The organism is Rhizobium oryziradicis (assembly GCF_001939045.1).
Classification (GTDB): Bacteria; Pseudomonadota; Alphaproteobacteria; order Rhizobiales; family Rhizobiaceae; genus Allorhizobium; species Allorhizobium oryziradicis.
The window spans coordinates 25,840-51,396 of sequence record NZ_MKIM01000033.1; the positions used below are offsets into that span (position 1 = coordinate 25,840).

26 protein-coding genes are annotated in these 25,557 nt (G+C 55.3%); 22 read left to right on the forward strand and 4 right to left on the reverse strand.

What is annotated here, in order from left to right; translation table 11 throughout:
* The first annotated feature begins 3 nt into the window (after positions 1–3).
* Positions 4–1,164, forward strand: a complete 1,161-nt coding sequence (locus BJF95_RS22430; RefSeq protein ID WP_075641735.1) for a Gfo/Idh/MocA family protein — start codon at positions 4–6, stop codon at positions 1,162–1,164.
* Between the two features lie 12 nt (positions 1,165–1,176).
* Positions 1,177–1,794 (forward strand): GNAT family N-acetyltransferase, encoded by a 618-nt coding sequence (locus BJF95_RS22435; RefSeq protein WP_075641736.1) that lies wholly within the window; start codon positions 1,177–1,179, stop codon positions 1,792–1,794.
* 66 nt (positions 1,795–1,860) lie between these two features.
* Here BJF95_RS22435 and BJF95_RS22440 read toward each other — a convergent pair whose 3' ends face one another.
* Positions 1,861–2,874: a LacI family DNA-binding transcriptional regulator gene (locus tag BJF95_RS22440; protein WP_075641940.1), complete on the reverse strand. Its 1,014-nt coding sequence runs from the start codon at positions 2,872–2,874 to the stop codon at positions 1,861–1,863.
* Between the two features lie 182 nt (positions 2,875–3,056).
* Between BJF95_RS22440 and BJF95_RS22445 the strand changes: the two genes are divergently transcribed.
* From BJF95_RS22445 to arsK, 7 genes are all read left to right on the forward strand, one after another.
* Positions 3,057–4,085: an ABC transporter substrate-binding protein gene (locus BJF95_RS22445; RefSeq protein WP_075641737.1), complete on the forward strand. Its 1,029-nt coding sequence runs from the start codon at positions 3,057–3,059 to the stop codon at positions 4,083–4,085.
* A gap of 105 nt (positions 4,086–4,190) precedes the next feature.
* Positions 4,191–6,431 (forward strand): ABC transporter permease, encoded by a 2,241-nt coding sequence (locus BJF95_RS22450; protein WP_075641941.1) that lies wholly within the window; start codon positions 4,191–4,193, stop codon positions 6,429–6,431.
* Positions 6,428–7,492 carry an ABC transporter ATP-binding protein gene (locus BJF95_RS22455; protein WP_075641738.1) on the forward strand — a complete coding sequence of 355 codons (1,065 nt, stop codon included), beginning with the start codon at positions 6,428–6,430 and terminating at the stop codon, positions 7,490–7,492. Before BJF95_RS22450 ends, BJF95_RS22455 begins: the two co-directional genes overlap by 4 nt.
* A 28-nt stretch (positions 7,493–7,520) precedes the next feature.
* Positions 7,521–8,321 (forward strand): inositol monophosphatase family protein, encoded by an 801-nt coding sequence (locus tag BJF95_RS22460; protein WP_075641739.1) that lies wholly within the window; start codon positions 7,521–7,523, stop codon positions 8,319–8,321.
* 369 nt (positions 8,322–8,690) lie between these two features.
* Positions 8,691–9,023 carry an ArsR/SmtB family transcription factor gene (locus BJF95_RS22465; protein WP_075641740.1) on the forward strand — a complete coding sequence of 111 codons (333 nt, stop codon included), beginning with the start codon at positions 8,691–8,693 and terminating at the stop codon, positions 9,021–9,023.
* A gap of 44 nt (positions 9,024–9,067) precedes the next feature.
* Complete coding sequence (arsH, locus tag BJF95_RS22470; RefSeq protein ID WP_075641741.1) at positions 9,068–9,775, forward strand: arsenical resistance protein ArsH; 708 nt, start codon at positions 9,068–9,070, stop codon at positions 9,773–9,775.
* Positions 9,772–10,986 carry an arsenite efflux MFS transporter ArsK gene (gene arsK, locus BJF95_RS22475; protein ID WP_075641742.1) on the forward strand — a complete coding sequence of 405 codons (1,215 nt, stop codon included), beginning with the start codon at positions 9,772–9,774 and terminating at the stop codon, positions 10,984–10,986. The genes arsH and arsK overlap by 4 nt, the downstream gene beginning before the upstream one ends.
* 3 nt (positions 10,987–10,989) lie before the next feature.
* Here arsK and arsB read toward each other — a convergent pair whose 3' ends face one another.
* From arsB to BJF95_RS22490, 3 genes are all read right to left on the reverse strand, one after another.
* Complete coding sequence (gene arsB, locus BJF95_RS22480) at positions 10,990–12,051, reverse strand: ACR3 family arsenite efflux transporter (protein ID WP_075641743.1); 1,062 nt, start codon at positions 12,049–12,051, stop codon at positions 10,990–10,992.
* 80 nt (positions 12,052–12,131) lie between these two features.
* A complete protein-coding gene (arsC, locus tag BJF95_RS22485; protein WP_075641744.1) occupies positions 12,132–12,554 on the reverse strand; it encodes an arsenate reductase (glutaredoxin) in 423 nt (140 codons plus the stop codon).
* 85 nt (positions 12,555–12,639) lie between these two features.
* Complete coding sequence (locus BJF95_RS22490) at positions 12,640–12,993, reverse strand: ArsR/SmtB family transcription factor (RefSeq protein WP_075641745.1); 354 nt, start codon at positions 12,991–12,993, stop codon at positions 12,640–12,642.
* A gap of 255 nt (positions 12,994–13,248) precedes the next feature.
* On the opposite strand from BJF95_RS22490, the gene BJF95_RS22495 reads away from it, so the two are divergent.
* From BJF95_RS22495 to BJF95_RS22555, 13 genes are all read left to right on the forward strand, one after another.
* Positions 13,249–13,965 carry a GntR family transcriptional regulator gene (locus tag BJF95_RS22495; RefSeq protein ID WP_075641746.1) on the forward strand — a complete coding sequence of 239 codons (717 nt, stop codon included), beginning with the start codon at positions 13,249–13,251 and terminating at the stop codon, positions 13,963–13,965.
* A gap of 2 nt (positions 13,966–13,967) precedes the next feature.
* A complete protein-coding gene (locus tag BJF95_RS22500) occupies positions 13,968–14,996 on the forward strand; it encodes an ADP-ribosylglycohydrolase family protein (RefSeq protein WP_075641747.1) in 1,029 nt (342 codons plus the stop codon).
* A complete protein-coding gene (locus BJF95_RS22505) occupies positions 14,989–15,930 on the forward strand; it encodes a PfkB family carbohydrate kinase (RefSeq protein WP_075641748.1) in 942 nt (313 codons plus the stop codon). The genes BJF95_RS22500 and BJF95_RS22505 overlap by 8 nt, the downstream gene beginning before the upstream one ends.
* A gap of 47 nt (positions 15,931–15,977) precedes the next feature.
* Positions 15,978–17,030 (forward strand): ABC transporter substrate-binding protein, encoded by a 1,053-nt coding sequence (locus BJF95_RS22510; protein ID WP_075641749.1) that lies wholly within the window; start codon positions 15,978–15,980, stop codon positions 17,028–17,030.
* Between the two features lie 26 nt (positions 17,031–17,056).
* The gene (locus tag BJF95_RS22515; RefSeq protein WP_075641750.1) at positions 17,057–17,926 is read left to right on the forward strand and encodes an ABC transporter permease; all 870 of its coding nucleotides are present in this window, start codon (positions 17,057–17,059) and stop codon (positions 17,924–17,926) included.
* Positions 17,926–18,717, forward strand: a complete 792-nt coding sequence (locus BJF95_RS22520; protein ID WP_075641751.1) for an ABC transporter permease — start codon at positions 17,926–17,928, stop codon at positions 18,715–18,717. The genes BJF95_RS22515 and BJF95_RS22520 overlap by 1 nt, the downstream gene beginning before the upstream one ends.
* Positions 18,717–19,787 (forward strand): ABC transporter ATP-binding protein, encoded by a 1,071-nt coding sequence (locus BJF95_RS22525; RefSeq protein ID WP_075641752.1) that lies wholly within the window; start codon positions 18,717–18,719, stop codon positions 19,785–19,787. Before BJF95_RS22520 ends, BJF95_RS22525 begins: the two co-directional genes overlap by 1 nt.
* Positions 19,788–20,302: 515 nt before the next feature.
* Complete coding sequence (locus tag BJF95_RS22530) at positions 20,303–21,703, forward strand: ArnT family glycosyltransferase (protein ID WP_075641753.1); 1,401 nt, start codon at positions 20,303–20,305, stop codon at positions 21,701–21,703.
* A gap of 150 nt (positions 21,704–21,853) precedes the next feature.
* On the forward strand, positions 21,854–22,336 hold the full coding sequence (gene greA, locus BJF95_RS22535; RefSeq protein ID WP_075641942.1) for a transcription elongation factor GreA: 483 nt from the start codon (positions 21,854–21,856) through the stop codon (positions 22,334–22,336).
* A 155-nt stretch (positions 22,337–22,491) separates the two neighbouring features.
* On the forward strand, positions 22,492–23,199 hold the full coding sequence (locus BJF95_RS22540) for a GntR family transcriptional regulator (RefSeq protein WP_139317604.1): 708 nt from the start codon (positions 22,492–22,494) through the stop codon (positions 23,197–23,199).
* Positions 23,200–23,261: 62 nt separating this feature from the next.
* Entirely contained in the window at positions 23,262–24,095 is an 834-nt protein-coding gene (locus BJF95_RS22545) for a transporter substrate-binding domain-containing protein (RefSeq protein WP_075641754.1), read from the forward strand.
* Between the two features lie 117 nt (positions 24,096–24,212).
* Positions 24,213–24,878, forward strand: coding sequence for an amino acid ABC transporter permease (locus tag BJF95_RS22550; protein WP_075641755.1), 666 nt, complete (start codon positions 24,213–24,215; stop codon positions 24,876–24,878).
* An 11-nt stretch (positions 24,879–24,889) separates the two neighbouring features.
* Positions 24,890–25,555 carry an amino acid ABC transporter permease gene (locus BJF95_RS22555; RefSeq protein ID WP_075641756.1) on the forward strand — a complete coding sequence of 222 codons (666 nt, stop codon included), beginning with the start codon at positions 24,890–24,892 and terminating at the stop codon, positions 25,553–25,555.
* The last annotated feature ends 2 nt before the right edge of the window (positions 25,556–25,557 follow it).

Here is a 25,557-nt window from a genome sequence, read left to right on the forward strand (position 1 = left end):
AGTATGAAGATCGCAGTCGCCGGGCTTGGCTTTCGGCTCGCCAATGTCATTGCCTCATTTCGAAAGGCATGCCCCGAACTTCAGGTGGTCGGTCTTGTCGATCCAAATCCTGCAGGGCTGCCTGCTCTTGTGTCGGCGGGCATGCCAGAGCCGCGTGCTTTTGAGACGGTTAGCGAAATGCTGGCTGCAACGCAGCCAGACCTGTTCATGGTCGGCTCTCCCAATCTCTTTCATCTGGAGCATATCACGGCTGGATTGCGGGCCGGGGTGCGGGTTTTTACCGAAAAGCCTGTGGTGATCGACGAGGATCAGACCATGAAAATGGCGGCCCTTTTGGCGGAATATGGCCATGACCGCGTGCTTGTTGGCTTGGTTTTGCGTTACTCCGATCTCTATCGGGATCTGCGAGCCGCGCAAGCCAATGGTCATATCGGCTCGATAACCTCTATCGAGGCATCAGAGCATATCGCACCGTATCATGGTGCGTTTTTCATGCGCGACTGGCGCCGCCATACGCGCTATGCTGGCCCCTTCCTGTTGGAAAAATGCTGCCATGATATCGACCTCTACGGCAGCGTGGTTGGCCAGCGGGCCTCTGCCGTCGCCAGTTTTGGCGGGCGCAAGACGTTTATTCCCGAAAACAAGCCAGAGCACCTGTCCGCTTTTCAACAGGAGCAATATTATCAAAAGCCAAGTGGCTGGCAGGAAGGCGACGCTGTGTTTGAAAGCGACGGCGATATTATCGACTATCAGACAGCGATTGTCGAATACGACGGCGGAGCCACCATGGCTTTTCACACCAACCTCAACGTTCCCGATCAGTTTCGTCGCTTCTGTGTGATCGGCACGAAGGGCATGGCGGAAGGCGACTTTATCCGCAATCGTTTCCAGGTCTATTCGGCCATCTCGGGTGAAAAGCTGGTGGAGCGCAGCTATGATGGCGTTGAGAGTGATCATTATGGAGCGGATGATCAAATGGCGTCAGATATTTTTTCGCATCTCACGCAAGGTGCGCCGTTGCCGGTCAATATTGTTGCCGCTCTGGAGGCTGGACTGGTGGCAATCAAGATTGAAGAGGCGCGCCGCACAAGACGCACCCTTGAGCTTGCCGAAACGTGGCAGCGATTTGACGATGCGCTTGATGCGCCCCGTCTTGCCGTGTGATGGGCCAAAGCTATGAATGATACCAGTCTTTCCCCATCTATTCGCATTCGTAACGCCCGCGCAACCGACGAGGCTGCGGTGCTGGATATTTGCCTGCGCACGGCCGATCGCGGTCATGATGGCACCCACTGCTATAGCGATCCCCGGCTTCCGGGCTTTGTGTGGGCGTTGCCCTATCTGCGGATTTGCCCGGAAAATGCCTTCGTGATCACCTGCGACGACGTGGTGATGGGTTATTGCGTTGCGGCTTCTGACACCGTTCTTTACGAGGACCGCCTTGAGACCGAGTGGTGGCCGATGTTGATGGCAGAGCTTGAGAGTTTTTCTGCGACCACAGCGCAGGATGAGAATGTGCTGGCCTATATTCGAAACGCCCCGCGGACCCCGCCGCAGATAACGGCACCCTATCCGGCCCATCTGCATATCAATCTCCTGCCAGCGCTGCAAAAAGGCGGCCATGGCGCGAAGCTCATGCACCATCAGCTGCAATCTCTTCGCGATGCCGGTGTTTGCGGCGTGCATCTCGGCATAGACCCGCGCAACGAGGGCGTCATGCGCTTTTACAGCAAATTCGGCTTTGCCGAAATCGACCGGACGCCTTCGATCATCATGGGGAAAAGTCTGGTTTGAGCGCCGGGAAAATTCAAGGGGCGTTCAACGGAGCATCGTGCAGAAAATCGAAACCGGCACGATGCTCTAACCTCCCCGCACAGATCGGCGCCAGATCAGGTCTGGCTCCAAAAGCAGGCGCGATACGTGGAGCAGATTATCGGTTTCCTGTGGGTCGCAAAGCCATGAAACCGCGGCATTGGCAATGGCCTGCAAGGGCTGGGCAAAGGTTGTCAGCTTATACGATTCCCAAGCTGCCTGCTCAATATCATCGAAGCCGACAAGACAGAGTTGCTCTGGCACGCTCAGGCCAAATTCGAGACGTGCGGCATCCATGAAGCCACAGGCCAGCAGATCAGTGGCGCAAAAGACGGCTTCTGGCCTGATCGCTCGTGTCAGCAACCGATGTGCCAGAACCTTTCCGGCCTCATAGCCGGTCCAGCCAAACCGCTCCACGCACACCTCCATGCCCAATGCTTTGGCGGCAGACACGAAGCCCCGTTCGCGGGCCATGAGGCTGGGCGTTCCAGCCTCTGAATTGGCAAAAGCAACAGTGCGACAACCGGCTCTCTCGAACACCAGCGCGACGCGGCGTCCAGCCTCCTCATCCTTCAGATTGATCCTTAATGGTCCCGGCTGGTCGTCATCACGGTTGATCAGCACCATGCGCTGGCCATTCTTCAGGCAGAGCTGGGTGATCGATTTATCCGGCAGGCCCGACAGGATAATGGATGCTTCTGCCTGATAGCGGATTGCCTGTCGCAGAGCGTTGCCCACACTGTCATCGGAGCGATCCGTGTTGATCAGCATAACAACTTTGCCAGCGTTTTGCAGGTGGATTGTCAGCTCTCTGAGCAGCGCCGAGCGATAGGGCGTTGCCGCATCGGAAACAATCAAACACACAATGCCGCTTTCGCGGCGCATCAGCCCCCGCGCCAACTGGTTAACGTGATAGCCCAACTCTTCCGCAGCCTGCAGCACCCGGCGGCGCGTTTCTGCAGACACGCTGGCTCCCGGCGTGAAGGTGCGCGAAACCGCAGACCGCGACACGCCTGCGCGTTCTGCCACATCATGCGCACTGATAAAGGGCTTTGAGGCCACGCCTTCCACCTTTCAAAATCGATACCCCACTCCCCATAGAATGCACAAGAGTGCATCATAATAAAGAGCCCAATATCAAGAAAAGACGATATTTCAGGCTTGACTTGCACCAAAGGGGCGGGCAGTCTTTGCACACGCTTGCAAGCGTGGCGGTGTGGAGGCCGTCGAATGGGAGGAAGATCATGAAATTGAACCGTTTAATCGCGCTTTGCCTCACTGCAGGCGCATCCATGTTTGCCATAGAGGCCCATGCCGCCGGTGATTTGAACATCATTTGCTCTGCCGATCCGGAAGTGTGCGACGTGATGAAAGCTGCTTTCGAGAAGCAGTCTGACATCAAGGTCAATATGGTGCGGCTCTCGGCGGGGGAGACTTACGCAAAAATTCGCGCTGAAGCCCGCAACCCCAAGACCGACCTTTGGTGGGCGGGCACGGGTGATCCGCATATGCAGGCGGCAGATGAAGGCCTGACGCAGGAGTATAAATCGCCCCTGTTCGACCAGTTGCAGGGCTGGGCGCAAAAGCAGGCAGAAAGCAGCGGCTTTAAAACTGTCGGCGTCTATGCTGGTGCACTTGGCTGGGGCTACAATACCGAAATTCTTGCCAAGAAAGGCCTGAAGGAGCCAAAATGCTGGGCCGATCTCCTTGATCCGTCCTATAAGGGCGAGATTCAGATTGCCAATCCCAATTCATCAGGCACAGCCTATAACACGCTGGCAACGCTTGTGCAGATCATGGGCGAGGACAAGGCTTTTGACTATCTTGCCAAGCTGAACGGCAATATTTCCCAATATACCAAATCGGGTTCAGCACCGGTGAAAGCCGCAGCGCGAGGCGAGGCAACGATCGGCATCGTGTTTATGCATGATGCTGTGGCCCAGACGGTTGCTGGCTTTCCGATCAAAACCGTGGCCCCCTGTGAGGGAACCGGTTATGAAATCGGTTCGATGTCGATCATCAAAGGGGCTAGAAACCTGGACAATGCCAAAAAATGGTATGACTGGGCTTTGAGCGCTGAAGCGCAATCGCACATGAAGGAGGGCAAATCCTTCCAGCTTCCATCCAACAAAAACGCGGAAATTCCGAAAGAAGCGCCCCGTTTTGAAGCGATCAAGCTGATCGATTACGATTTCAAAACCTATGGCAGTTCGGAAAAGCGCAAAGCGCTGTTGTCGCGCTGGGACAAGGACATCGGCGCACAGGCCAATTGATCCAATCTGGAGTTTGTCGGGCAACACGGAAACCCGTCAGAAACGCGCGCCCGGCGGCGCTCTTATTCGCGCCGGGCGCTTGATCCTCTTAAAATGGATGACATCATGACCAATAGCATCCGTCGGCTGGACTGGGTTCTGCTGGCCAGCCTTGTCGCGCTGACCTGCTTGCCCTGGTACCGCATTGAGTCAGGCTTCTTCGGCCTTGGCTGGTTGTCCGGCTTTCCCAATGATCCGCAATCGGCACCCGCCGTTCTGGAAATCATCCTGTATGGCAAAGCTTGGTTGATAGCCTTCGTGGCCGTCTTTGGCCTTGCCCTTTGGGCGCGCTGGATCAAGGAGCCACACAGGCGAGGGGCCGTGCTGGTCGCCTGCGGGGCGTTTGGCGTTTTGTTTCTGGCCTTGCAGGGGCTCGCCATCACATCGATTGGCTGGACCTGGCATTTTCCCGAATTGCTGTTTGGGCCGCTATCTGACGGCCAATCGTCCATAGGGGCCGGGGCGACGCTGACCGGCATTCTTTGCGTGTTGCTGTTTTCGTTCGGCTTAGCGGATCGGGGCGTGATGAAGGGCGATGCCTTTGTGGTCAGCGCCATCAGCCTGCTTATTTTTCTCGTGGTCATTTTTGTCTTCTATCCGGTCATCAGCATGTTGGTGGCAGCCTTTCAGGCGGTCGATGGCTCGTTTGACCCAGATGGTTTCATCCGCAATATGCAGGACCCGTCGATCTGGAGCCTTGATTGTCTGATGGGCGGCGCGCGCTGCGGCGTGGCGTGGCGTACATTCTGGCTGGCCATTCTGACTGCCACGGGCGCCACCACGATTGGCCTGTGCTTTGCGCTCATCGCCACCCGCACCCGCTTTCCCTTCAAACCGCTTCTGAGAGTATTGACGATTCTGCCGATCATCACGCCGCCCTTTGTCGTGGGCTTGGCGCTGACCCTGTTGTTTGGGCGTTCCGGCATGGTCACCGAGGCCTTATCATGGCTCTTTGGGATTGAGCCCGGACGCTGGCTTTATGGACTGACCGGTATCTGGATTGCACAAGTGTTGTCGTTTACGCCGATTTCCTTTCTTGTGCTGATCAGTGTTGTGGAAGGGGTCAGCCCGTCCATGGAAGAGGCGTCGTTGACGCTTCGGGCCGATCGGTGGCGCACATTCTGGAAAGTTTCACTTCCCCTGATGAAGCCTGGCTTGGCCAATGCCTTTCTGATCAGTTTTATCGAAAGCATGGCGGATTTTGGCAATCCCATGGTGCTGGGTGGAAGCCATGGCGTGCTGTCCACCGAAATCTTCTTCGCCGTGGTTGGCTCACAAAACGATCCTTCACGGGCCGCCGTGCTTGCCATCATCCTGCTTGCCTTCACCATGTCGGCCTTTCTGGCGCAGCGGTTCTGGCTGGCGGGCAAGAGCTACGCAACCGTGACCGGAAAAGGCGATTCCGGCTCCCATATTGCTTTGCCCCGGCCGATTTCACTGGCTGTGCATTCTGTTGTTTTGCCATGGATTGCCTTTACCATCGTGGTCTATGGCATGATCTTCTATGGCGGTTTTGTCAAAACCTGGGGTCTCGACAATAGCCTCACCTTCCAGCACTACATCAAGGCCTTTTCCATGGGCTGGCGAGACAGCGGCGGCATTGCCTGGACCGGGGTGGCGTGGAATTCCTTCTGGACCACGATGGAAATTGCGCTGATTTCTGCACCGCTGACGGCCATTGTCGGCCTTCTGACCGCCTATCTGATTGTACGTCAACGGTTTGTCGGGCGCGGATTGTTCGAATTTGCCTTGATGATGAGCTTTGCCATTCCCGGAACGGTCATTGGCATCAGCTATATCATGGCGTTCAACCTGCCACCCGTTGAGATGACCGGCACGGCCTTGATCCTCGTTGCCTGCTTTGTATTTCGCAATATGCCGGTGGGCGTGCGGGGCGGCGTGGCCGCCATGAGCCAGCTGGATAAAAGTCTGGATGAGGCGTCGCTAACCCTTGGGGCCAACAGTTTTCGCACTATCCGCAAGGTCATTCTGCCTTTGCTGCGCCCAGCCATCACCGCAGCCCTTGTCTATTCCTTCGTGCGGGCCATCACATCCATCAGCGCGGTCATCTTCCTCGTCAGCGCCCAGTATAACATGTCCACCGCCTTCATCGTTGGACTGGTGGAAAATGGCGAATATGGCGTTGCCATTGCCTATTCCTCGGCATTGATCGTCGTCATGACGGTGATTATCACCGGCTTCCAGCTTCTGGTGGGACAGCGCAGACTTCGCCGCGAAAATCGCATCACCCTTTCAGCACCCGCTGCAGCCAATGCACCCGCTATTATCAAGGAGACAGCCGCATGAGCAAAACCGCTCCCGGTTCCGTCGTGTTTGAGAATGTCACCAAAACATTCGGATCCTTTACCGCTATTCCCGATCTGTCGCTGACCATTGAGCCGGGCACATTGGTGACCTTGCTGGGGCCTTCCGGCTGCGGCAAAACCACCACGTTGCGCATGTTGGCAGGCCTCGAACATCCCAGTGCGGGCCGTATTCTGATTGGCGGCAAGGACGTCACCATGCTGCCCGCCAATGAGCGGGATGTGTCGATGGTTTTTCAGAGCTATGCGCTGTTTCCGCACATGAGTTCGCTGCAAAATGTTGCTTATGGTCTGGAATCCTCCGGCATCAAAGGCAAAGAAGCGCGTGAACGCGCCGAAGACGCGCTGACGCTCGTGGGCCTCTCGGGCATGGGCCACCGCTTGCCCGCCGAGCTTTCAGGCGGCCAACAGCAGCGTGTTGCCGTGGCCCGCGCGCTCGTGCTGGAGCCGCAAGTGCTGCTGCTGGATGAGCCGCTGTCCAATCTGGATGCACGCCTGCGCCGCCGGGTGCGCACCGAAATTCGTGAATTGCAACAGCGGCTTGGGTTTACAGCCGTTTACGTCACCCACGATCAGGACGAAGCACTGGCGGTGTCTGATCAGATCATCGTCATGCAGGGCGGCAAGATTGCCCAGAAGGGCACACCAAGGCAATTGTATGACCGCCCGGCCTCCGCCTTCATCGCCGATTTCATGGGCGAGGCCAATGTGCTGGCTTGCACGGTGACCGCCATAGACAACGGAACAGCTCTGGTCGATATCAACGGCCTGCACCACCGCATGCCCTGTGATGCCATCTCATTAGGCCCGGCAGAGCTTGCCGTGCGCCCCAATGCGATCTGCCTTGAGCCTGCAAAAGCAGGGGATGGTTTTACCGGCAAGATCATCCATTCCGCCTATCTCGGTGACCATGTGGAGTATGAGGTGGAAACGGCCAGTGGCAATCTCTTTGTCGTTGGCCCCGTGGTTGAGACCCCGCTTCAGCCTGCTACCACAGTTGCTATCAGCCTCAACAATCAGGGTATTGCCTTTATTGGCATGTAACCTTTCCTTTCTGCCAAGGATTTTCGTGATGACCATACAGCCCAACCTTGAAATAGAAGCGCGTTTCGCACTGGCCAAAACGGCGGCACAGGAAGCGGGTGCGCTTGCCTATCGATATTTTCAACAGCGCGAAACTTTGGTCATCGAAACCAAGCATGATCCGCAGGATGTTGTTTCCATTGCCGACCGCGAAGTGGAGCAATTGCTGCGCGCGCGTTTTGCGCAAACCTTTCCCGGTGATGGCGTTTTGGGCGAGGAATATGGCCTTGAAGAGGGAACCTCCGGCTTCACCTGGGTTGTGGACCCGATTGATGGCACCAGCCCCTTTGTCAACGGCATGCCAAACTGGTGTGTGTCCATCGCATTGCTGCAGGCAGGACGCCCGGTGGTGGGGGTGATTTACGCGCCCTGCCATAACGAGCTGTATGCCGCAGCCGATGGACTGGGGGCAAGCCTCAACGATCGCAACCTGAGCCTTGATCCCGCCCGCACCATCCGCAATGCCGTGACGGGCATTGGTGCCAACAATTATGTCACCCCGGCTCTTGTTGCGGGAATTGTCGAGCGACTTTTGGAGGCGGGAGGCAATTTCATTCGCAATGGCTCAGGCGCATTGATGCTGGCTTATGTCGCCGCTGGCAGGCTGGTTGGCTATTATGAACCCTATATGCATGCCTGGGATTGTCTGGCGGGCTATTGCCTCGTCAATGAAGCGGGCGGCTGGTGTCATCCTTTTCCCAGCCAAGGAGCGGGATTGGTGAAAGGCGCGCCCGTGCTGGCCTGCGCACCGGGCGCGGTTGAAGACTTGCGACAGATCGCAGGCATTTGACATTCGTCAGGTATGGCAGTCTGTCAGGTTCAGATTGAGCCTGACAAACCCCAGCGCCCTCCATCTTATTTGCCCGAGGAAAAGAGCCGAAAAGCGCAAGCTGCGCTTTTCGGATAAATCCGATGGGAGCACGAAAACCGAGAGCGTCATGCGGTTCTTGAATGCACAACACGCCGCCCACGGTGGAAAAACAGACTTCATTATTTCAATAATCGTTGAATTATTGAAATTTTAATGCATAAGCTCAAAAGCCACAACCGTTCGCGGCACAAGTGGCAGGACGGCAGGGCAAACGAAACCGGGTTTTCAGGGTGGGGATAAAAATTCTGAGAGCCGAGAAATCGCTTTTCCGCAGCAGCAGGATGTTCAATGCAAGAACAACAGGTTTTGGCGGCATTCAGCGCGCTTTCGCAGCAGACGCGTTTGCGTGTTATTCGAAAGCTTGTGGTGGCAGGCCCTACGGGGCTGGCGGCAGGGGTGATTGCTGACGCGGTGAATGTGTCTGCATCCAACATCTCATTCCATCTGAAAGAATTGGAACACGCCGGATTGATCACCGCCCAGCGCGAGGCGCGGTCGATCATCTACAGCGCCAATTATGACACGCTTGGCGGCCTCGCGCGCTTTCTCATGGAGGATTGTTGCGCTGGCCAGTCTGCCACCGGTTGCACGCCTCGCGATGAAACCGCTTCAGATTTGTAAGTCACTGATAATGTGAATTTTCTGTATGCAATGGAAGGACTCTCATGGTTGATCTGCCAGCTGCCGCGCTTGACTTCATCCGCCAGCCTGATCTGGATGCGCTTCGCCCGCCGTTATCACAGCACAAGCCGCGTATTCTGATCCTTTATGGGTCGCTGCGTAAAATCTCGTTCAGCCGATTTCTGGCGCAAGAGGTGGCACGGCTTTTGGAGCACTTTGGCTGCGAGGTGCGGATCTTCAATCCTGAAGGGCTTCCTCTGCCCGATGGCGCACCGGAAACCGATGCCAAAGTGCAGGAATTGCGGGCGTTGTCGCTGTGGTCTGAGGGCCATGTCTGGATCAGCCCTGAGCGCCACGGTGCCATGACCGGCATTATGAAAGCGCAGATTGACTGGTTTCCATTGACGACCGGCTCCGTGCGCCCAACCCAAGGCAAGACATTGGCCGTCATGCAGGTTTGTGGCGGTTCACAATCGTTCAACGCGGTTAATCAGCTGCGCATTCTGGGTCGGTGGATGCGGATGATCACCATTCCGAACCAGTCATCGATTGCCAAAGCCTGGCAGGAGTTTGATGAACAGGGCCGCATGAAGCCCTCAAGCTATTATGATCGCATTGTTGATGTTTGCGAAGAACTGGTCAAGTTCACCCTTTTGACCCGCGATGCCTCTGATTATCTCACGGATCGGTACAGCGAGCGCAAGGAAGATGCTGCAAAATTAGAACAGCGGGTGGATTTGAAATCCCTATGAGCGAGCGCCCGCCAATTGCCACCATTCTCGCTCTGGGCCTGACCCAGATCATTGGCTATGGAACCCTCTATTACAGCTTCAGCATTCTCGCGCCGGATATGGCAAAAGATCTTCACTGGTCCAGCGAGTGGATTTTTGCAGCCCTCTCCGTTGCTCTTCTGCTGGGCGGCCTGAGTGCGCCGTGGCTTGGTAGGGCCATGGACCATTTTGGGGCGGGTTGGGTGATGACGGCGGGTTCTGCAATCGCCGCAACTGCCCTTGTCGCCTGCGCTTACGCACCCGGCAAAACAGGCTTTGTCGCGGCTCTGATTGTGATCGAGGTTGCCGCCAATCTGGTGCAATATGGGGCGGCCTTTGCGCTGCTTGTGCAGGCAAGCCCCCACACGGCCCAACGCAGTATCACCTATCTCACGCTGATCGCCGGTTTTGCCTCAACGATCTTCTGGCCAATCACCACTCTATTGCACGCCCATCTGTCATGGCAGAATGTCTATCTGGTTTTTGCGGGGCTGAATTTGCTCGTTTGCCTGCCTGTGCACGCCTGGTTGGCTTTTGGGCTTGCCAGAAACACAACCCGCAAGCAGGATAGCGCAAAAGAGGTGGTTGAGGGGTGTCTTGGCCCAGACATACGCCCCCTTGGTTTTCTGCTGATGGTGGTTGGCTTCTCTTTGCAATCTCTCGTCAGTGCAGCAATTCTGGTGCATATGGTGCCGCTGCTGTCGGGGCTTGGGCTGGGGGCAACCGCTGCCATTGTCGGTACGGTGTTTGGTCCGTCGCAGGTTCTCAGTCGGTTTACCAATATGGTGCTTGGCGGCAATCTGCCGCCACTGGCTCTGGCAACCATTGCCTCCGCATTGATCCCCGGCGGCGTGCTGATCCTTATTGTTACAGCGCCCTCGGTTGTGGGAGCCATGGCCTTTGCCCTTGTCTTTGGTCTGGGCAGTGGTCTCTTCAGCATTGTCACCGGCACATTGCCGCTGATGCTGTTTGGCAGCGATGGTTACGGTCGGCTTCAAGGCAAAGTGATGGCCGCACGGCTGATTGTTTCGGCCACCGCACCCTTTGCGCTGGCGTTTGCAATTGTGCATATCGGTACATTTGTGTCGCTCACCATCACAGCGGTGCTGGGCGCTTTTGCCGTCGTCGCATTTCTTTCAATTGCACATCTGCAACGCCGTGCACCCTCTCTGGTGCAGAAAGCCTCGCTGTAGCGCTTATGCAGATTTGGCTTTGTCAAAATATTTGCGGCCCATCCACAGTGCCATTTGCACCAGCAGGATCAGCACCGGCACTTCAACCAATGGGCCGATCACGGCGGCAAAAGCCACTTTTGAGCTCAACCCGAAAGCGGCAATGGCGACGGCAATGGCCAGCTCGAAATTATTGCCAGCCGCGGTAAAGGCCACTGCCGTTGTGCGCGGATAATTGCTGCCAACAGATTTCGCCATCCAGAAGCTGATCAGAAACATCACGAAGAAGTAGATGATCAGCGGAATGGCAATTATCACCACATCGCCCGGCAGGCGCACCACATCGCCACCCTTGAGGCTGAACATGGCAACAATGGTAAACAGCAGCGCTGCCAGTGTGATCGGGCTGATTTTGGGCAAAAATACCGTCTCGTACCATTCCCGTCCTTTGGTGGCGGTGAGGATGCGGCGTGACAGATAGCCCGCCAAAAAGGGAATGCCGAGGTAAATCAGCACCGCTTCTGCGATTGTCCAGAACGAGACCTCAATCACACTGCCTTCGAGACCAAACAGCGGTGGCAGCACGGTGAGAAACAACCAGGCGTAAACGCTGAAAAACAGGATTTGAAAAATGGCGTTAAACGCAACAAGTCCGGCAACATATTGGTTGTCGCCCTTGGCGAGTTGGTTCCAAACCAGCACCATGGCGATGCAACGGGCAAGGCCAATCAGGATCAGACCCGTCATATATTCAGGATAATCGCGCAGAAACACCACCGCCAGCGCAAACATCAGCACCGGACCAACAATCCAGTTTTGCAGCAGGGAAATGGCCAGGACGCGCTTATCGGCAAACACTTGTGGCAGTTCTTCAAAGCGCACTTTTGCAAGCGGCGGATACATCATCAGGATCAGGCCAATGGCAATGGGAACATTGGTGGTTCCCACAGACAGGCTATCAAGGGCGGCTGGCAGGCCGGTGAAAACGGTGCCCAGCAGAACGCCAAGTGCCATGGCGACAAAAATCCAGACCGTCAGATAGCGGTCAAGAAAAGACAGCCGCAGTGTTGGTTGTTTCGGGCGCATGGGCCTTCTCCTGACAGATGTGATGATCCGCAGCCGTAATATCCAGGGGCAGCGAACAAGTTTGCATAACGGCAAGAATGTTAAACGACCCGGTTGCCATTGGGATCAATCACCACCTCGCCGTCCTCCTTGGTAAAGGCGGCTTTTTGGTCAAGGGGCAGAATATCAAGCACCGCTTCCGAAGGCCTGCAAAGCTTGACACCCATGGGCGAGACAACAATCGGGCGGTTGATCAGGATGGGATGCTGCATCATCGCATCAACCAGTTGCGCATCGCTCAGCGCCGGATTATCCAGACCAAGTTCAGCAAAGGGTGTGCCCTTTTCGCGCAAAAGATCGCGCGGCTGCATGGTCATGCGGGCAATCAATTGCTCCAGCAGGGCGCGCGACGGTGGTGTCTTCAGATATTCCACCACATGCGGCTCAATCCCGGCGTTACGGATCATCGCAAGCGTATTGCGCGATGTGCCGCAGTCTGGATTGTGGTAAATGATGATATCCATGCAAGTGCTCATGCGTGATTTGGCCTTTTAGGGTGAAACAGAAAATCTTGGATACGGGAAGCTCGCGGGTGACATGCCGTGGTCGTTACGACTTGGCTTTTTGAGGAGAGCAGCAGGGCGCAAGATCGGCAATCAGCGGTGCGCACAGTTCAGCCTTGCCGCCGCAGCAATCTTTTAAAAGAAACAGCGTCAATTCACGCAACTTTTCCATCTCCGCTCGATAGGCAATGACCCGACTTTGTCGCTCAGACGAAACCAACCCCGCCCGAGACAGAATGTTGAGATGGCTCGACATGGTGTTTTGCGGCACTTCAAGAGTGCGGGCGATTTCGCCGGCAGGCAATCCCTCCGGCTCATGCTTGACGAGCAGGCGAAATGTTTCAAGCCGAGTTGGCTGAGCGAGTGCCGCAAGGACGAGAATTGCGTTTTCAATTTCCATATATCCAGAATAATAGAAATGAGTCTATTGTCAAGATCATCTTCAAACGATGCCATTTCTGAGCGCCTGGATTTAGCTCTTCGTGGCCTTTGCAATCCTCGGCTGCTTCATCCATGTTTTAGGATTTTTTTGAGGCGATACAGGGCGCTCCCTGATTGACAAATGCGGGCGATCGCGCTTCTATTTGAACAGGTTTGAACAGGTTTGAACAGGTTTGAACATGTTCATTATACAGGTCTGGATAAATCGGTCTTTATGAAAAACACATTGTCGCCAGGCGCGCCTAAACCCAAGCAGATCGCCAATGAACTGGAGCAGGACATCCTCTCCGGCAAGCTCGGCTTCGGGGATCGCCTGCAAAGTGAAAGTGAGATGGTGCGGCGCTTTTCTGTGAGCCGCAACACGTTGCGCAAAGGTCTTGAAGAGCTCAACAGCCGAGGTTTGATCACCACCAGGGTAGGCATTGGTTCTTTTGTGACCTTCAATGGCAAAACCATCAACGATGCTTTCGGGTGGTCAAAGGCGCTGGCCGATGTTGGTGCGGCAACCGCCACACGCATGTTGCGGATTGAAGTGCTGGAAGATGCGGCTCTTTCGGAAATGCTGGGGCTGGAGTTGAACACCTATATCGCCATTGATCGCCTGCGCTACCTTGTTGAGGACGACCGGCCCATTTCGCTCGAGCGAAGCCGTCTTCCTTTGGTGCCAGAGTTGGAAATGGTGCCGCTGAAGGGGCTTGCTGCGGGCTCCTTGCGCGAAACCCTGCGCGAGGCAGGCCTTGTGCCAGCCAGCGGCGAGGAATGGGCTGATATTGAAATGCTGAATGCCATGGATGCGGATCTTCTCAAATGCCCGGAGGGATCGGCATTTTTACGCACACGACGGCTAAGCCGGGATGAGGAGGGCAGGCCGATGGAATATGTTGTCAGCCTGCTTCATCCAACGTTTTTTGCTTTGCATCTGGAGTTCTGACCATGACGGCAGCTTTGTCGATCAAACGTGACCGGGCGCTGGCCGCACTGATGGGTGGTGCACTTGGCGATGCCATGGGCATGCCCACGCAACTTTTGTCGTCCCGGCAGATCCATGCGAGCTACGGCAAGGTCGAGGATTTTGTCGCGCCCACGGACGATCACCCCGTCTCAAAGGGACTGCCAGCTGGTGCCGTTACCGATGATACGGAGCAAACGCTTCTGCTCGGCGATGTGCTGCTCCATTCCGACCAAGGTTTTGATCATCTTCGCTGGATTGATGCGCTGGTGCGCTGGGAAGACGGCATACGCGCGCGCGGCGGCTATGACCTGCTTGGCCCGTCCACCAAGCGTGCCATCGATGCCATTCGCAATGGTGTTGCACCCGAACGGGCAGGGCGGTTTGGCGATACCAACGGTGCCGCCATGCGCATAGCACCCGTCGGCATTTTGGTGCCGCCATCCGACGCGCTGATTGCGCGGGTGGCAGACACGTGCCGCGCCACTCATAATACCTCTATTGCCATATCGGCCGCAGCCGCTGTCGCAACGGTTATCAGTGCAGGCATTGATGGTCTGGGATGGTGTGATGCGGTTCTTAAAGCGGTTGATGCCGCTCGCGCTGGCGAAAGTCAGGGCGCTTGGGTGGCCGGTGGGCGGCTGTCATCGCGCATTGCGCTGGCTTTGGAGATGGCGGCCCGCGTCAAGACAGAGGCCGATATTCGGGCAATGTTTGATCTGCTCGGCACCAGCGTTGCCTCGCAGGAATCTATTCCCGCGGCCTTTGCAACGCTTGTGGTTGCCGAGGGCGATTGCTGGAAGGCGGCCGTGATTGCGGCCAATCTGGGTGGCGATACCGACACCATCGGCGCAATCGCGTGCTCCATGGCTGGCGCTTGCTCTGGCATGGCATCTCTTCCCGCTGATAAAATCCAGAAATTGAAAGGTTTTGACGCCAAAGCCGCAACGGCGTTGGCCCATCAACTGCTTGATCTCAGATTGAGCAATTCAGGCGGTAACGCCAATGGATGAACCGCGGCTTCTGCATTTTGGAAGTGCTGTTGTGGATTTCATTTACCGGATCGTGCATTTGCCGCAGCCTGGTGATGATTTGATTGCATCCAGCTTTCTACAGATGCCGGGTGGCGGCTTTAACATGATGGTTGCTGCGCGCCGCAGTGGCGTGAAGACCGTGTTTATGGGCCGGATCGGTGACGGTGTTGCAGGCTCCCTGCTGGAAAAAGCGTTTGAGCAGGAGAAGATTGATTGTCTTTTGCCAAAAATACGCGGTGAGGACACCGGGGTGTGCATCGTCTTGGTGACGGGTGACGGCGAGCGCACCTTCGTCTCCCATCCCGGTGCCGAAAGCAGGCTGCAGGCCGCCGATCTTCAAGCCATCAAGACAGGGCCGAACGACTGGTTTTTCACGTCGGGCTATACGCTTGCCTATCCCGAATGTGGTGCCCAACAGGCCGAATTTATTGCAGGCTTAAGGCCGGAGCAAACATTCGTTTTCGACCCCACGGGCATTGTCGGCGAAATTGCGCCGCCCATTCTGGCATCGGTTTTGAAGCGCACCGACTGGTTGAGCTGTAACCGCGACGAGGCCCGGACCATCACAGGCCTAGTAGAGCCTGAGGCTATGGCAGACGCATTGCTCAACATCCATTGCCCGCGCAGCAGAGGTGTGGTGATCCGCCTTGGAGCGGAGGGGGCCTATCTCGCTGAGCGTAACCAGAAGCTGCACTTCGCGCCAGCCTTCAAGGTTGCGACCATCGACACCAATGGTGCAGGCGATTGCCATGTCGGAGCGTTCATAGCCGCCTTGATGCGGGGCGAAACACCAACATTTGCTCTGCGCTATGCCAATGCGAGTGCGGCGCTTTCCACCACCAAACACGGCGGTGCGACCGCGCCGACACGCACAGAAATCGATCTGCTCCTGACCGGCACCGGGGAAGAATGATCGATCAATAAAAAGGACGACGGTGCAGCCACTGAGAGGAACATGTCATGAAAACATTCACAATGCTGACGGCCTCCGCCGTATTTGTCGCCCTTGCCCAAACTGCATCGCTTGCTGCCGAGGTCCATGTCCTGAACTGGAAGGGCTATGGTGCTGATGAGCCTTGGGCCATTGCCGCCTTTGAAAAAGCCACCGGCAACACGGTGATCAACGACTTTTTCAACTCCGAGCAGGAAATGCTCACCAAGCTGCGGACCAATCCGGGCCTGTATGACGTCGTGATGATCAATGCCGCTTTCAATGATCAGGCAACATCCGAGGGATTGATTGAGCCGATTGATGCCTCAAAAATCGCCAATTATGCCGATCTTGGTGCCGACAAGAGTAAATCGCCCATGCTCAACCACAATGGCAAGGTCTATGGCGTTCCATGGGTCTGGGGCCTGACCTCGATTGCCGTCAACGACAAGGCCTTCGATAAAACGCCAACCTCGATTCAGGTGATGTGGGACCCAGCCCATAAAGGCCGTGTGGTTTTGCGTGACGATGCGCTTGAAGCCATGCAGTTTGGTGCAATCGCCACCGGCCAAAATATCAATAACATCAAGGATCTGGATGCGGTGAAAGCCAAGCTCACCTCATTAATGCCGCAGATCCGCACGTTCTGGAGTGCAGAAAACGACTGGAACCAGATGGTTGCGGCAAACCAGATCGACGTTGGCACCTATTGGAGCGGCTCGGCGGGACGCGCCAAGAAAAATTTCAAGCTGCCCGTGACTTTTGTGGTGCCAGAAGAGGGTGCTGTGGGTTGGCTTGATGCCTTTTCCATCCCTAAAGGTTCCAAGAATGTGGCCGGTGCGGAGGCTTTCATCAATTACATGATTGATCCCTCCTTCTACGTTCAGTGGGATAATAAAGTTGGCGCACCGGTGTCTGCCAATACCAAGGCGGTGGCGCAATTGCCGGCTGATTCTTTTAATCGCGCCGTGTTGGGCGACCCCAAAGTCGCAAACCGTATTCAGTTTCAGGCACCGGTGCCGGATGACGTGCGTCAGAAATATCTGCAAATCTGGCAGGAGCTCAAGGTCAACGTCAAGTAACGGTCTTGCAGGCGGGAGGACAGCAGATGGCAGGTGGTTCATCAAACATCTCACGCAAAGGCGCTGCTGCGAAGGCAGCACCACTGCTGCTTCCCGCCTATCTTTGGTTGACACTTGCGATCTTTTTGCCGCTGTCGGCCATGATCTTCTTCAGTTTTGCAAGCAATATGCCTTTGAGCGGCAAGCCGTGGTCGCTGACGCTCGGTCATTACGGCGCTTTCATCTCAAGCGACATCTACGCCAGATTGTTGCTGACCTCGCTCAGACTCGCGTTTGACGTGACATTCTGGTGTTTGGTTTTGGGCTTTCCTGCCGCTTATGTGTTGGCCAAAGTGCTCAAGGGTCGCAGCCGTGAGGTTGTTTTCCTGCTGGTCATTTTGCCGTTCTGGAGCAACGGACTTGTGCGGGTGTTCTCCTGGGCCATGGTGCTGAGAAGCGGCGGTATTCTTGATAGCATCTTGAATGCCATCCTGCCGTTCAAGATCAATATTGATCTGATGTATTCCTATCCAGCGGTGATCATCGGCCTTGTGCACTCCTATGTGCCCTATATCGTGCTCACCTGTTATCTCAGCTTGCAGGCCATTGATGACAGCATCATCGAGGCTGCGCGCTCGCTTGGTGCGTCACGCTTCACGGTGTTGAGGCGCTTGATACTGCCGCTGTCTCTGCCCGGCATTGTTGCTGGTGCTGTGCTGGTGTTTGTGCCCGTGATCGGATCTTTCATGGAGCCACGCATTCTGGGTGGTCGCACTGGCACGTTTTACGGCACTGTGATCGAAGACCAGTTTGTTGCCGTCTACAATTGGCCGTTGGGTGCCGCTCTGTCTTTCATCTTGCTCGCGGTGGTTTTGCTCATTCTGGCGTTGGCGTCGCCCATCCTGCGGAGGTCGTGATGAAGAGGCTAACGCGCCTGCTGAACGGTTTTGGGCGGCTCTATATCGGCCTGCTTTTGGCGTTTCTGTATTTGCCCATCATCATTATGGGGCTTATGTCTTTCAATGCGTCGCCTTTTTATATGCTGCCTCTGGAGTGGTCGACAATCTGGTATCAGGCGCTCTGGCAGGATCATCAGTTGATCCATGCGGCTTTGAACAGCCTGAAAATTGCGATTTTGACGACAGTCATCGCCACAACATTGGGCACGTCAGCCTCTCTTGCGCTGTTTCGGTATGATTTCAAAGGCAAGGCAATTTTGCAGGCTTTGCTGTTGCCGCCCATTGCCATTCCGTGGCTGATCACCGGCACAGCGATGCTGATCTTTTTCTTTGGCGTGGGCATTGGCCGTGGCTTGCATGCCATTCTTCTCGGGCATGTTGCTCTTGCCTTGCCCTACGTGATCATAGTGGTGAATGCGCGGCTGAAAACCTTTGCACCAGAGCTGGAAGAGGCGGCACGCTCGCTTGGAGCCAACCAATGGCAAGTCACGTGGCGCGTCACACTGCCTTGGCTTTCGCCCGGCGTAATGGCTGGCGCACTCTTTGCCTTTGCGGTGTCGTTTGATCAGTTTGTCGTTTCCTATTTTCTGGCCACACCCGGCCAGACCACGCTTCCCGTGGAGATTTATGCCGCGATCCGCAAGGGTTTTACCCCGGAGATCAACGCCGTCTCGACCATCATCATCGTGGTGTCCATGGCCCTGATGCTGATCACCGCACGCTTCTACAAATTCGGAGGAAATGACTGATGGCCAGTGTCGAGGTCAAAAACATCTCCCGCAGCTTTGGCCTTTATAAAGCGCTGGACAGTGTTTCCATTCGTTTTGAGGATGGTGGTTTCTATGCACTTCTCGGTCCCTCCGGCAGCGGAAAAACCACGCTTTTGCGCATGATCGCAGGTTTCGATTTTCCTGATCAGGGCCAAATCGAAATGAACAATGAGAGCGTTGAGCAGGTGCCACTGGAAAAGCGCAATATTGGCATGGTGTTCCAAAACTATGCGCTGTTTCCCAATATGAATGTGTTCGACAATGTGGCCTTTGGCTTGAGTGTTCGCGGGCTGGCGCGGGCTGATATTCGCAAACGTGTTGGTGATGCGCTGGATCTTGTGCAATTGGCCCATTTGGGTGCGCGCCGTCCTCATCAGCTTTCAGGTGGCCAGCGCCAGCGCGTGGCACTGGCGCGTGCCATCGTCATCAATCCTCGCGTGCTCTTGCTTGATGAACCCCTCGGTGCGCTCGATAAATCGTTGAGACTGGACATGCAGGTGGAACTCAAGCGTATTCAGCGCGAGATCGGCATCACCACCATTTTCGTCACTCATGATCAGGAAGAAGCCCTGACCATGAGTGACCGCATCGGTATTCTTCGCGCTGGCCAACTGATTGAGGAAGGCACGCCAGAAGAGATTTATAACCGCCCCCGCACTTCGTTTGCGGCCACATTTTTAGGCGAGGCCAATATTTTTGAAGGGGTTTGGAAATCCGGAGCGCTTGAACTCGCTGATGGCAATCGCATCCCTTTGCCGGGCCATGTCAGTCTCGGCTCGGATGGCGCATCTGGTCGCTGCATGGTCAGGCCTGAGCGCATCAAAGTGCTGACAGGCCATGACCAGAAACCTCTCAATCCAACAGACACAATGCTGACAGGCCATCTGACGCGTCGGCTGTTTTCAGGCAACTGGACAACGCTGTTTGTTGATCATGCGGGCCAGAGCCTGCGTGTGGGCGTTCCCAACGATAGCCCTTTGCCAATTGCTGAGGGCGATGCGCTCACCCTGACATGGACGGCTGATAGCGCGGTGCCATTGCGGCATTGATCACGCAGGCCGCGTTCAGTTTTGTGTCAGCATTGCGCCATAACACCCCCCTGAACATTTCGTTTGAACCTCGCGAGGCTGCATTGCGCGTGAAAACTAGAGTCTGTCAGGGAAAACCGGATTCCACTTTTTCCTGACAAACTCGAAGCGATGGATCGGCTGAAAATCGACTACATAATTCTTTAAATCGGAGTCAACTTAAAGAATTATGCAGAAAATCAAAAGTGTTACAGCGTTCTTTGCGCAGTTGATAAAATGCAAGGCTCTGTAAATTGTTAGCTTATCTTGCTGCGCGCCTGCACAGCCTGCCCGATATGCCCAGCAATGGTTCGCCGCTGCACCTTCTATCGATGTGATAGTTTTCTTTCTTAAGTGATTCAAAATGTGGAGAAAAATTATGCAGTAGCGCAGGTCGCAGGCGCGTGTTATCCGAGAAAAATTGGCAGACTGAAGAGTGCTTGTCACGCCGCACGGCTGGTCCTTGAAGATGAAAATACTGTGAAAGCTTTAGTAGAATGAACAAGGATCGTGCCATTGTTTGGGGTTTGCTCTCGCTCCTCATCTTGAGATTGCTGGCGATGCTATGGGTGCCGCTCACGGACCCTACAGAGGGGCGTTATGCTGAAATTGCCCGCAAAATGGTCGAAACCGGCAACTGGATAACACCGCAGTTTGATTATGGTGTGCCCTTTTGGGCAAAGCCGCCATTGCATACCTGGGTGTCGGCGGCAGGAATTGCGCTGTTTGGTGCCAATCCTTTTGCCGCAAGACTTGGCATATTGATGGCAACCCTCGCAACACTGGCTATCCTGTGGCGCTGGGGATGCTCGATTGTCGAGCGGCGAACGGCCTCGGTGGCCGTGTTGTTAACCGCAAGCTCCGGGCTGTTTTTCGTCTGCGCTGCCTATGTTCAAACCGATATGCTCCTGACACTTGGTGTCGTTGCCTGCATGGCGGGCTTTTATGGTGGACTGAAAGGTGATCGCCGTTGGGGATGGTTGTTTTTCATAGGGATCGTTATTGGCCTTTTGGCGAAAGGCCCTGTTGCAGGCGTTCTTTCAACCTTTCCCATTTTTATCTGGATGCTCTGGCGCGGCGGCTGGCGCGATCTTGGCCGTTTGCCTTGGGTTGGCGGCACAATCATGTGTGTGGTGCTGGTTGTGCCATGGTACGTTGCGGCAGAAATCGCCACGCCGGGCTTTCTCCACTATTTTCTGATTGGCGAACATATCCAGCGCTTTTTACAGCCGGGCTGGAAAGGTGATCTTTACGGTGCGGGTCGCGAACAGCCAAGAGGAACAATATGGTTGTTCTGGATTGCAGCCACCTTGCCTTGGAGCCCGCTTATCCCGCTTTTGATCTGGCGTCAGCGAAAGGGGAGCATGCGTGACAAAGATGGTCTGCGGCTCTATCTTTTGCTGTTTGCCCTCACGCCGCTGTTGTTTTTTACTGCAGCTGCCAACATTTTGATCGCCTATGTGCTGCCCGGCATCCCCGCCGCAGCCCTGCTTGCTGCGATCTTGTGGGCCCAAACCGGGCGCTCTGGTGTGCGCTGGATGACGATTGGCATGATTGAAATCGTGGTGCTTGCGCTGATGGTCATTGGTGCTTCGTTTATGAGCATCAGCACCTCGCCCCTGCCCAGCGACGGCCCGATTGTGTCGGCCTATTCGGGGCAAGGTCGCCTTGCTATCCTCGATTCACGCAGCTTCTCTGCCGAGTTTTACACCAAGGGCAAGATTACCAGATTTAAAACACCGAATGAGCTTGCCCAGTGGATGAAGCCCGGCGACGGTGTGTTGGTGCGAAAAGATGAGCGCGCCGCCTTTGTTGCTCGTTTCGGAACCTCCGTTCACCCGTCTATAGAGGATGCAAATTACATTCTCTTTATCTGGAATGGCCCTGTCAAAACATAGATCTGCCAAAACATAGATCTGGCGAAAGCTTCAGAATGCGTGTGGATGGTGGTGATTGCCCAACCATTGAGAAAAGCGTTTAACAGCAGAGTTGGAGCGTGAACAAAAACCGCGCAGGATCGTTAGCCTGTGTGGCGAATGGAGATTGATATGAGTGTTGCGTTTACCAAAGAAGACAGTGCTGAGACAGCAGCGGAAACGCAATTGCCCGAGCGCCCCATTTCGCCCCATCCCAATTTTGTCACGCTATCGGGATTAAAAGCGCTGGAATTACAGCTGACGCAAGCCCGCGCTGACTATAATGTGGCGAGCACCATTGAGGATGTCAATGAACGGCGGCGTCAAATGGCAAGTCCATTGCGCGACCTTAATTATTTTACGGAACGGCTCCATACAGCGCAGGTCATGCCTGAACCAGCCACGGGCGGTCGCGTAGCCTTTGGCAGCACAGTTACCTTTGCGCGCGACGATGGGCGCGTGCAGACCTATCGGATTGTTGGAGAGGATGAAGCCGACCCGAAGGCGGGGTCAATTTCCTATGTTTCCCCTGTTGCAAAAGCTTTGATGGGAAAATCGGTCGGCGATGAGGTCAGTCTGGGGCCGCAGGCTTTGGAAATTACAGCCATCAGTTAACGCCGAACACCTCGCATCTTTTTGGCTGAGGTGGCGCTGCTCTATTGAAACCCAGGCATCCTCCTCCTTTGCATGCAATGGTGATCGAAAGGTTGACTCCGATTGTTGACTATGGTTGATTGTTGACAATCGATCACCGAGTGCGAAGGCCCGCCATGACCGTTTCACAGTCGCAGAATTTTATGCGCGTGCCAAAGGCGACGTTTCGTGCGCATATTGCCGATGGCTTGCGAAACGCGATTTTAAGCGGAGAAATTGCGCCGGGTGCACAGGTGACAGAGCAAAGTCTGGCCGAGCAGTTTGGCGTTAGCCGTGGGCCATTGCGAGAGGCCATGCGCCAACTGATTGATGAAGGTCTTCTTGTGACCGTACCTTACACCGGTACCCATGTGGTGGAGCTTTCTGTTGAGGATGTTCGGGAGATTTATTCTCTGCGGGTGACGCTCGAGATATTTGCATTTGAATTGGTCTGGTCACAGCGTGATGAGGGTTTTCGGCGTGGTCTTCTGGCCCGCCATGACGCCCTCACGCATTGCATTGATGCACAGGATGATGTCGGCAGCATTCATGCAGAGCTTCAGCTTCACGGCTTTGTTTATGAGGCGTCCGCTCACAAAATTCTGATCAAGACATGGGAAAGTATCCGCGGCCGTCTTCAACTTTACTGGGCAGCCCATCATCGTGCCCACGGAATTCGCGGCCCGCGCCGTGATGGTCACGACAGCTATGTCGCCACAGCACTTGGTGAGGATCTGGCCGCGATGCGCGCGGAAATCCACAACCATATGGCTCGGGGCGGGCAGCAGACGGAAGATTTCCTGTTGGGTCTGGCAAAGCACAAAGACCCAGCCACGTTTGCATAAAAACCATCATAAGAAGCCTTAAAGGCCATTGAACAGGTTATGAACCACAGAGGACGAACTCCATGAGCACCAATCGCAGAACATTTATGGCCCTATCCGCAACTGCCCTGGCCAGCAGCGCATGGCCAGCATTTGCGCAAGGCACATCGACGCTCGACCGTATCAAGCAGGACAAGCAACTTCGCATCGGTGTGACCTCGGCAGAACCATGGTTTTTCAAAGATCCGATGACGGAAAAATGGACCGGTGTTGGCGTTGCCATGGGTGAAAAGCTTGCCGCCAATCTTGGCGCAACTCTGGTGCCGGTTGAAACCACCTGGGCCAATGCAGTGGCGGCGTTGCAGGCCAATCAGATTGATCTGATGTTTGTTCTGGACCCCACCGAAGAGCGCAAAAAGGCAATCGATTTCCCCGAAGCTCCGCTGTTCTATTATGCCATGGGCGCGCTGGTGGCGCAGGATTCGCCCATCAAGTCATGGCAGGATATCGATAAATCCGGCATTCGCATTGGCGTCACCTTGGGCACGTCGCTCGACAAGAACGTGACAGCCATGGTCAAGACGGCGGAAATCAACCGTTTCTCCAACAATGATGAGGCCATTGCCGCTTTCGCGTCTCGCAGGGTTGATGTGGTGGTGCAGTTTCACCCCGCTCTGGTGGTGCAATATGCCCGCCTGAAACTGGGCAAGGTGATTTTGCCAACGCCTGTTAATCCCGTTGCCACCAGCGCAGGCCTTCGCAAGGAAGCCAACCCGGCTTTCCGCGATTGGGTGAGCGAACAATTTGCCACGCTCTACAAGGAAGGCGTGCCAGATCAAATCTTTGATGCCTATTTGAAATCAAAGAACATTGATCCGAAGGGCATTCCCGGTCTGGTCAAGGAAGCCTGGCAATAAGCCGATAGACTTGCGGGAGGGCTTTGTTCTTCCCGCCCAATATCACCTCGCAATAAAACGACGCTCGCCAGTATCCTGAGCGACAAGGGCTTCGCACGTCTAAAGGGTTCAGCCGTTATGAACTACCAATGGGATTTTTCCGGTGTCTTTGCGAGGTGGGATCTGCTGCTCACAGGCTTGGTCAATACGATTAAAATCGCTGGGATTTCGATTGTTCTCGGCGTGCTGGTGGGCCTTGTTTTGGCCTTTGCCAAGCTTTCGCCGCGCCGATATTTCTCCTTGCCTGCGTCGATTTTCATCGAGTTTTATCGCAACACACCGCCGATCATTCATTTTTTCTGGTTCTTTTATGCGCTGCCGATGCTGGCCAATATTAGCCTTGATCCGTTCACGGCTGCGGTTTTGGCGCTCTCCACCCAATCGGGCGCGTTTTATGCCGAAGTGTTCCGAGGCGGCATTGTCTCGATCGAACAGGGGCAATGGGAAGGGGCAAAATCGCTTGGCATGAGCCATGGGCAGATGATGCGCCGGATTATTCTGCCGCAGGCGATGACCCGCATGTTTGCGCCTTTTGTCGAGCGCTCGTTTGAGCTGACCAAAACCACGGCGCTGGCTTCAACGCTGGCCTATGCCGATCTTCTCTATCAGGCGATGATTGTGAACAGCGAGACGTTCCGACCACTGGAAGTCTACACCACAATTGCCCTGATGTATGTCATCTTGCTGGTCACGGCCAGCACGCTCGCGCGGATCGCTGAAGCGCGTCTGACAGCCTACCGCTGAGGAATGTTGCGATGAATTATCAAATTGATTTTCCGCTCATCCTTCAAAGCCTGCCCGTCTTGTTTCGCGGCTTGCTGGTGACGATTGAGCTGTGGGTGCCGAGCATTCTTCTTGGGTTGGCGGGTGGATTTTTGCTGGCTTTGGCGCGGCTATCGAAACGCAAGGCGCTTCGAATTCCAAGCCTCGTTTACATTGAGCTGTTTCGCGATACGCCGGTGCTGATCCAGCTGATCTGGTTTTTCTATGCCTTTCCAATCATCATCGGCGTGCAATTGTCACCCTTTACCGCAGCACTGCTGGGTCTGGGGCTGAATACGTCGGCCTATAGCGCCGAGATTTTTCGAGGTGGCATCCAGTCCATCGGTCATGGGCAATGGGAAGGCGCAAAGGCGCTGGGCATGCGCCAGTCCAAAATCCTGCGCCGGATCATTTTGCCGCAGGTGTTCAAGCGCATGCTGCCGGCCTTTACCAACCGCGCAATTGAGGTTGCGAAAATGTCATCGCTGGCATCGGTGCTCTCAGTGCATGAGCTGATGTATCAGGGGCGGTTGTTGAGTTCGACCTATTACCGCCCGCTCGAAATTCTCACCACGGTCGCCTTCATTTATTTCGTTCTCATCTACCCCGGCACATGGCTGTCTGCGCGCCTTGAAAAGCGCCTTGCGGCAAAAGCCTGATC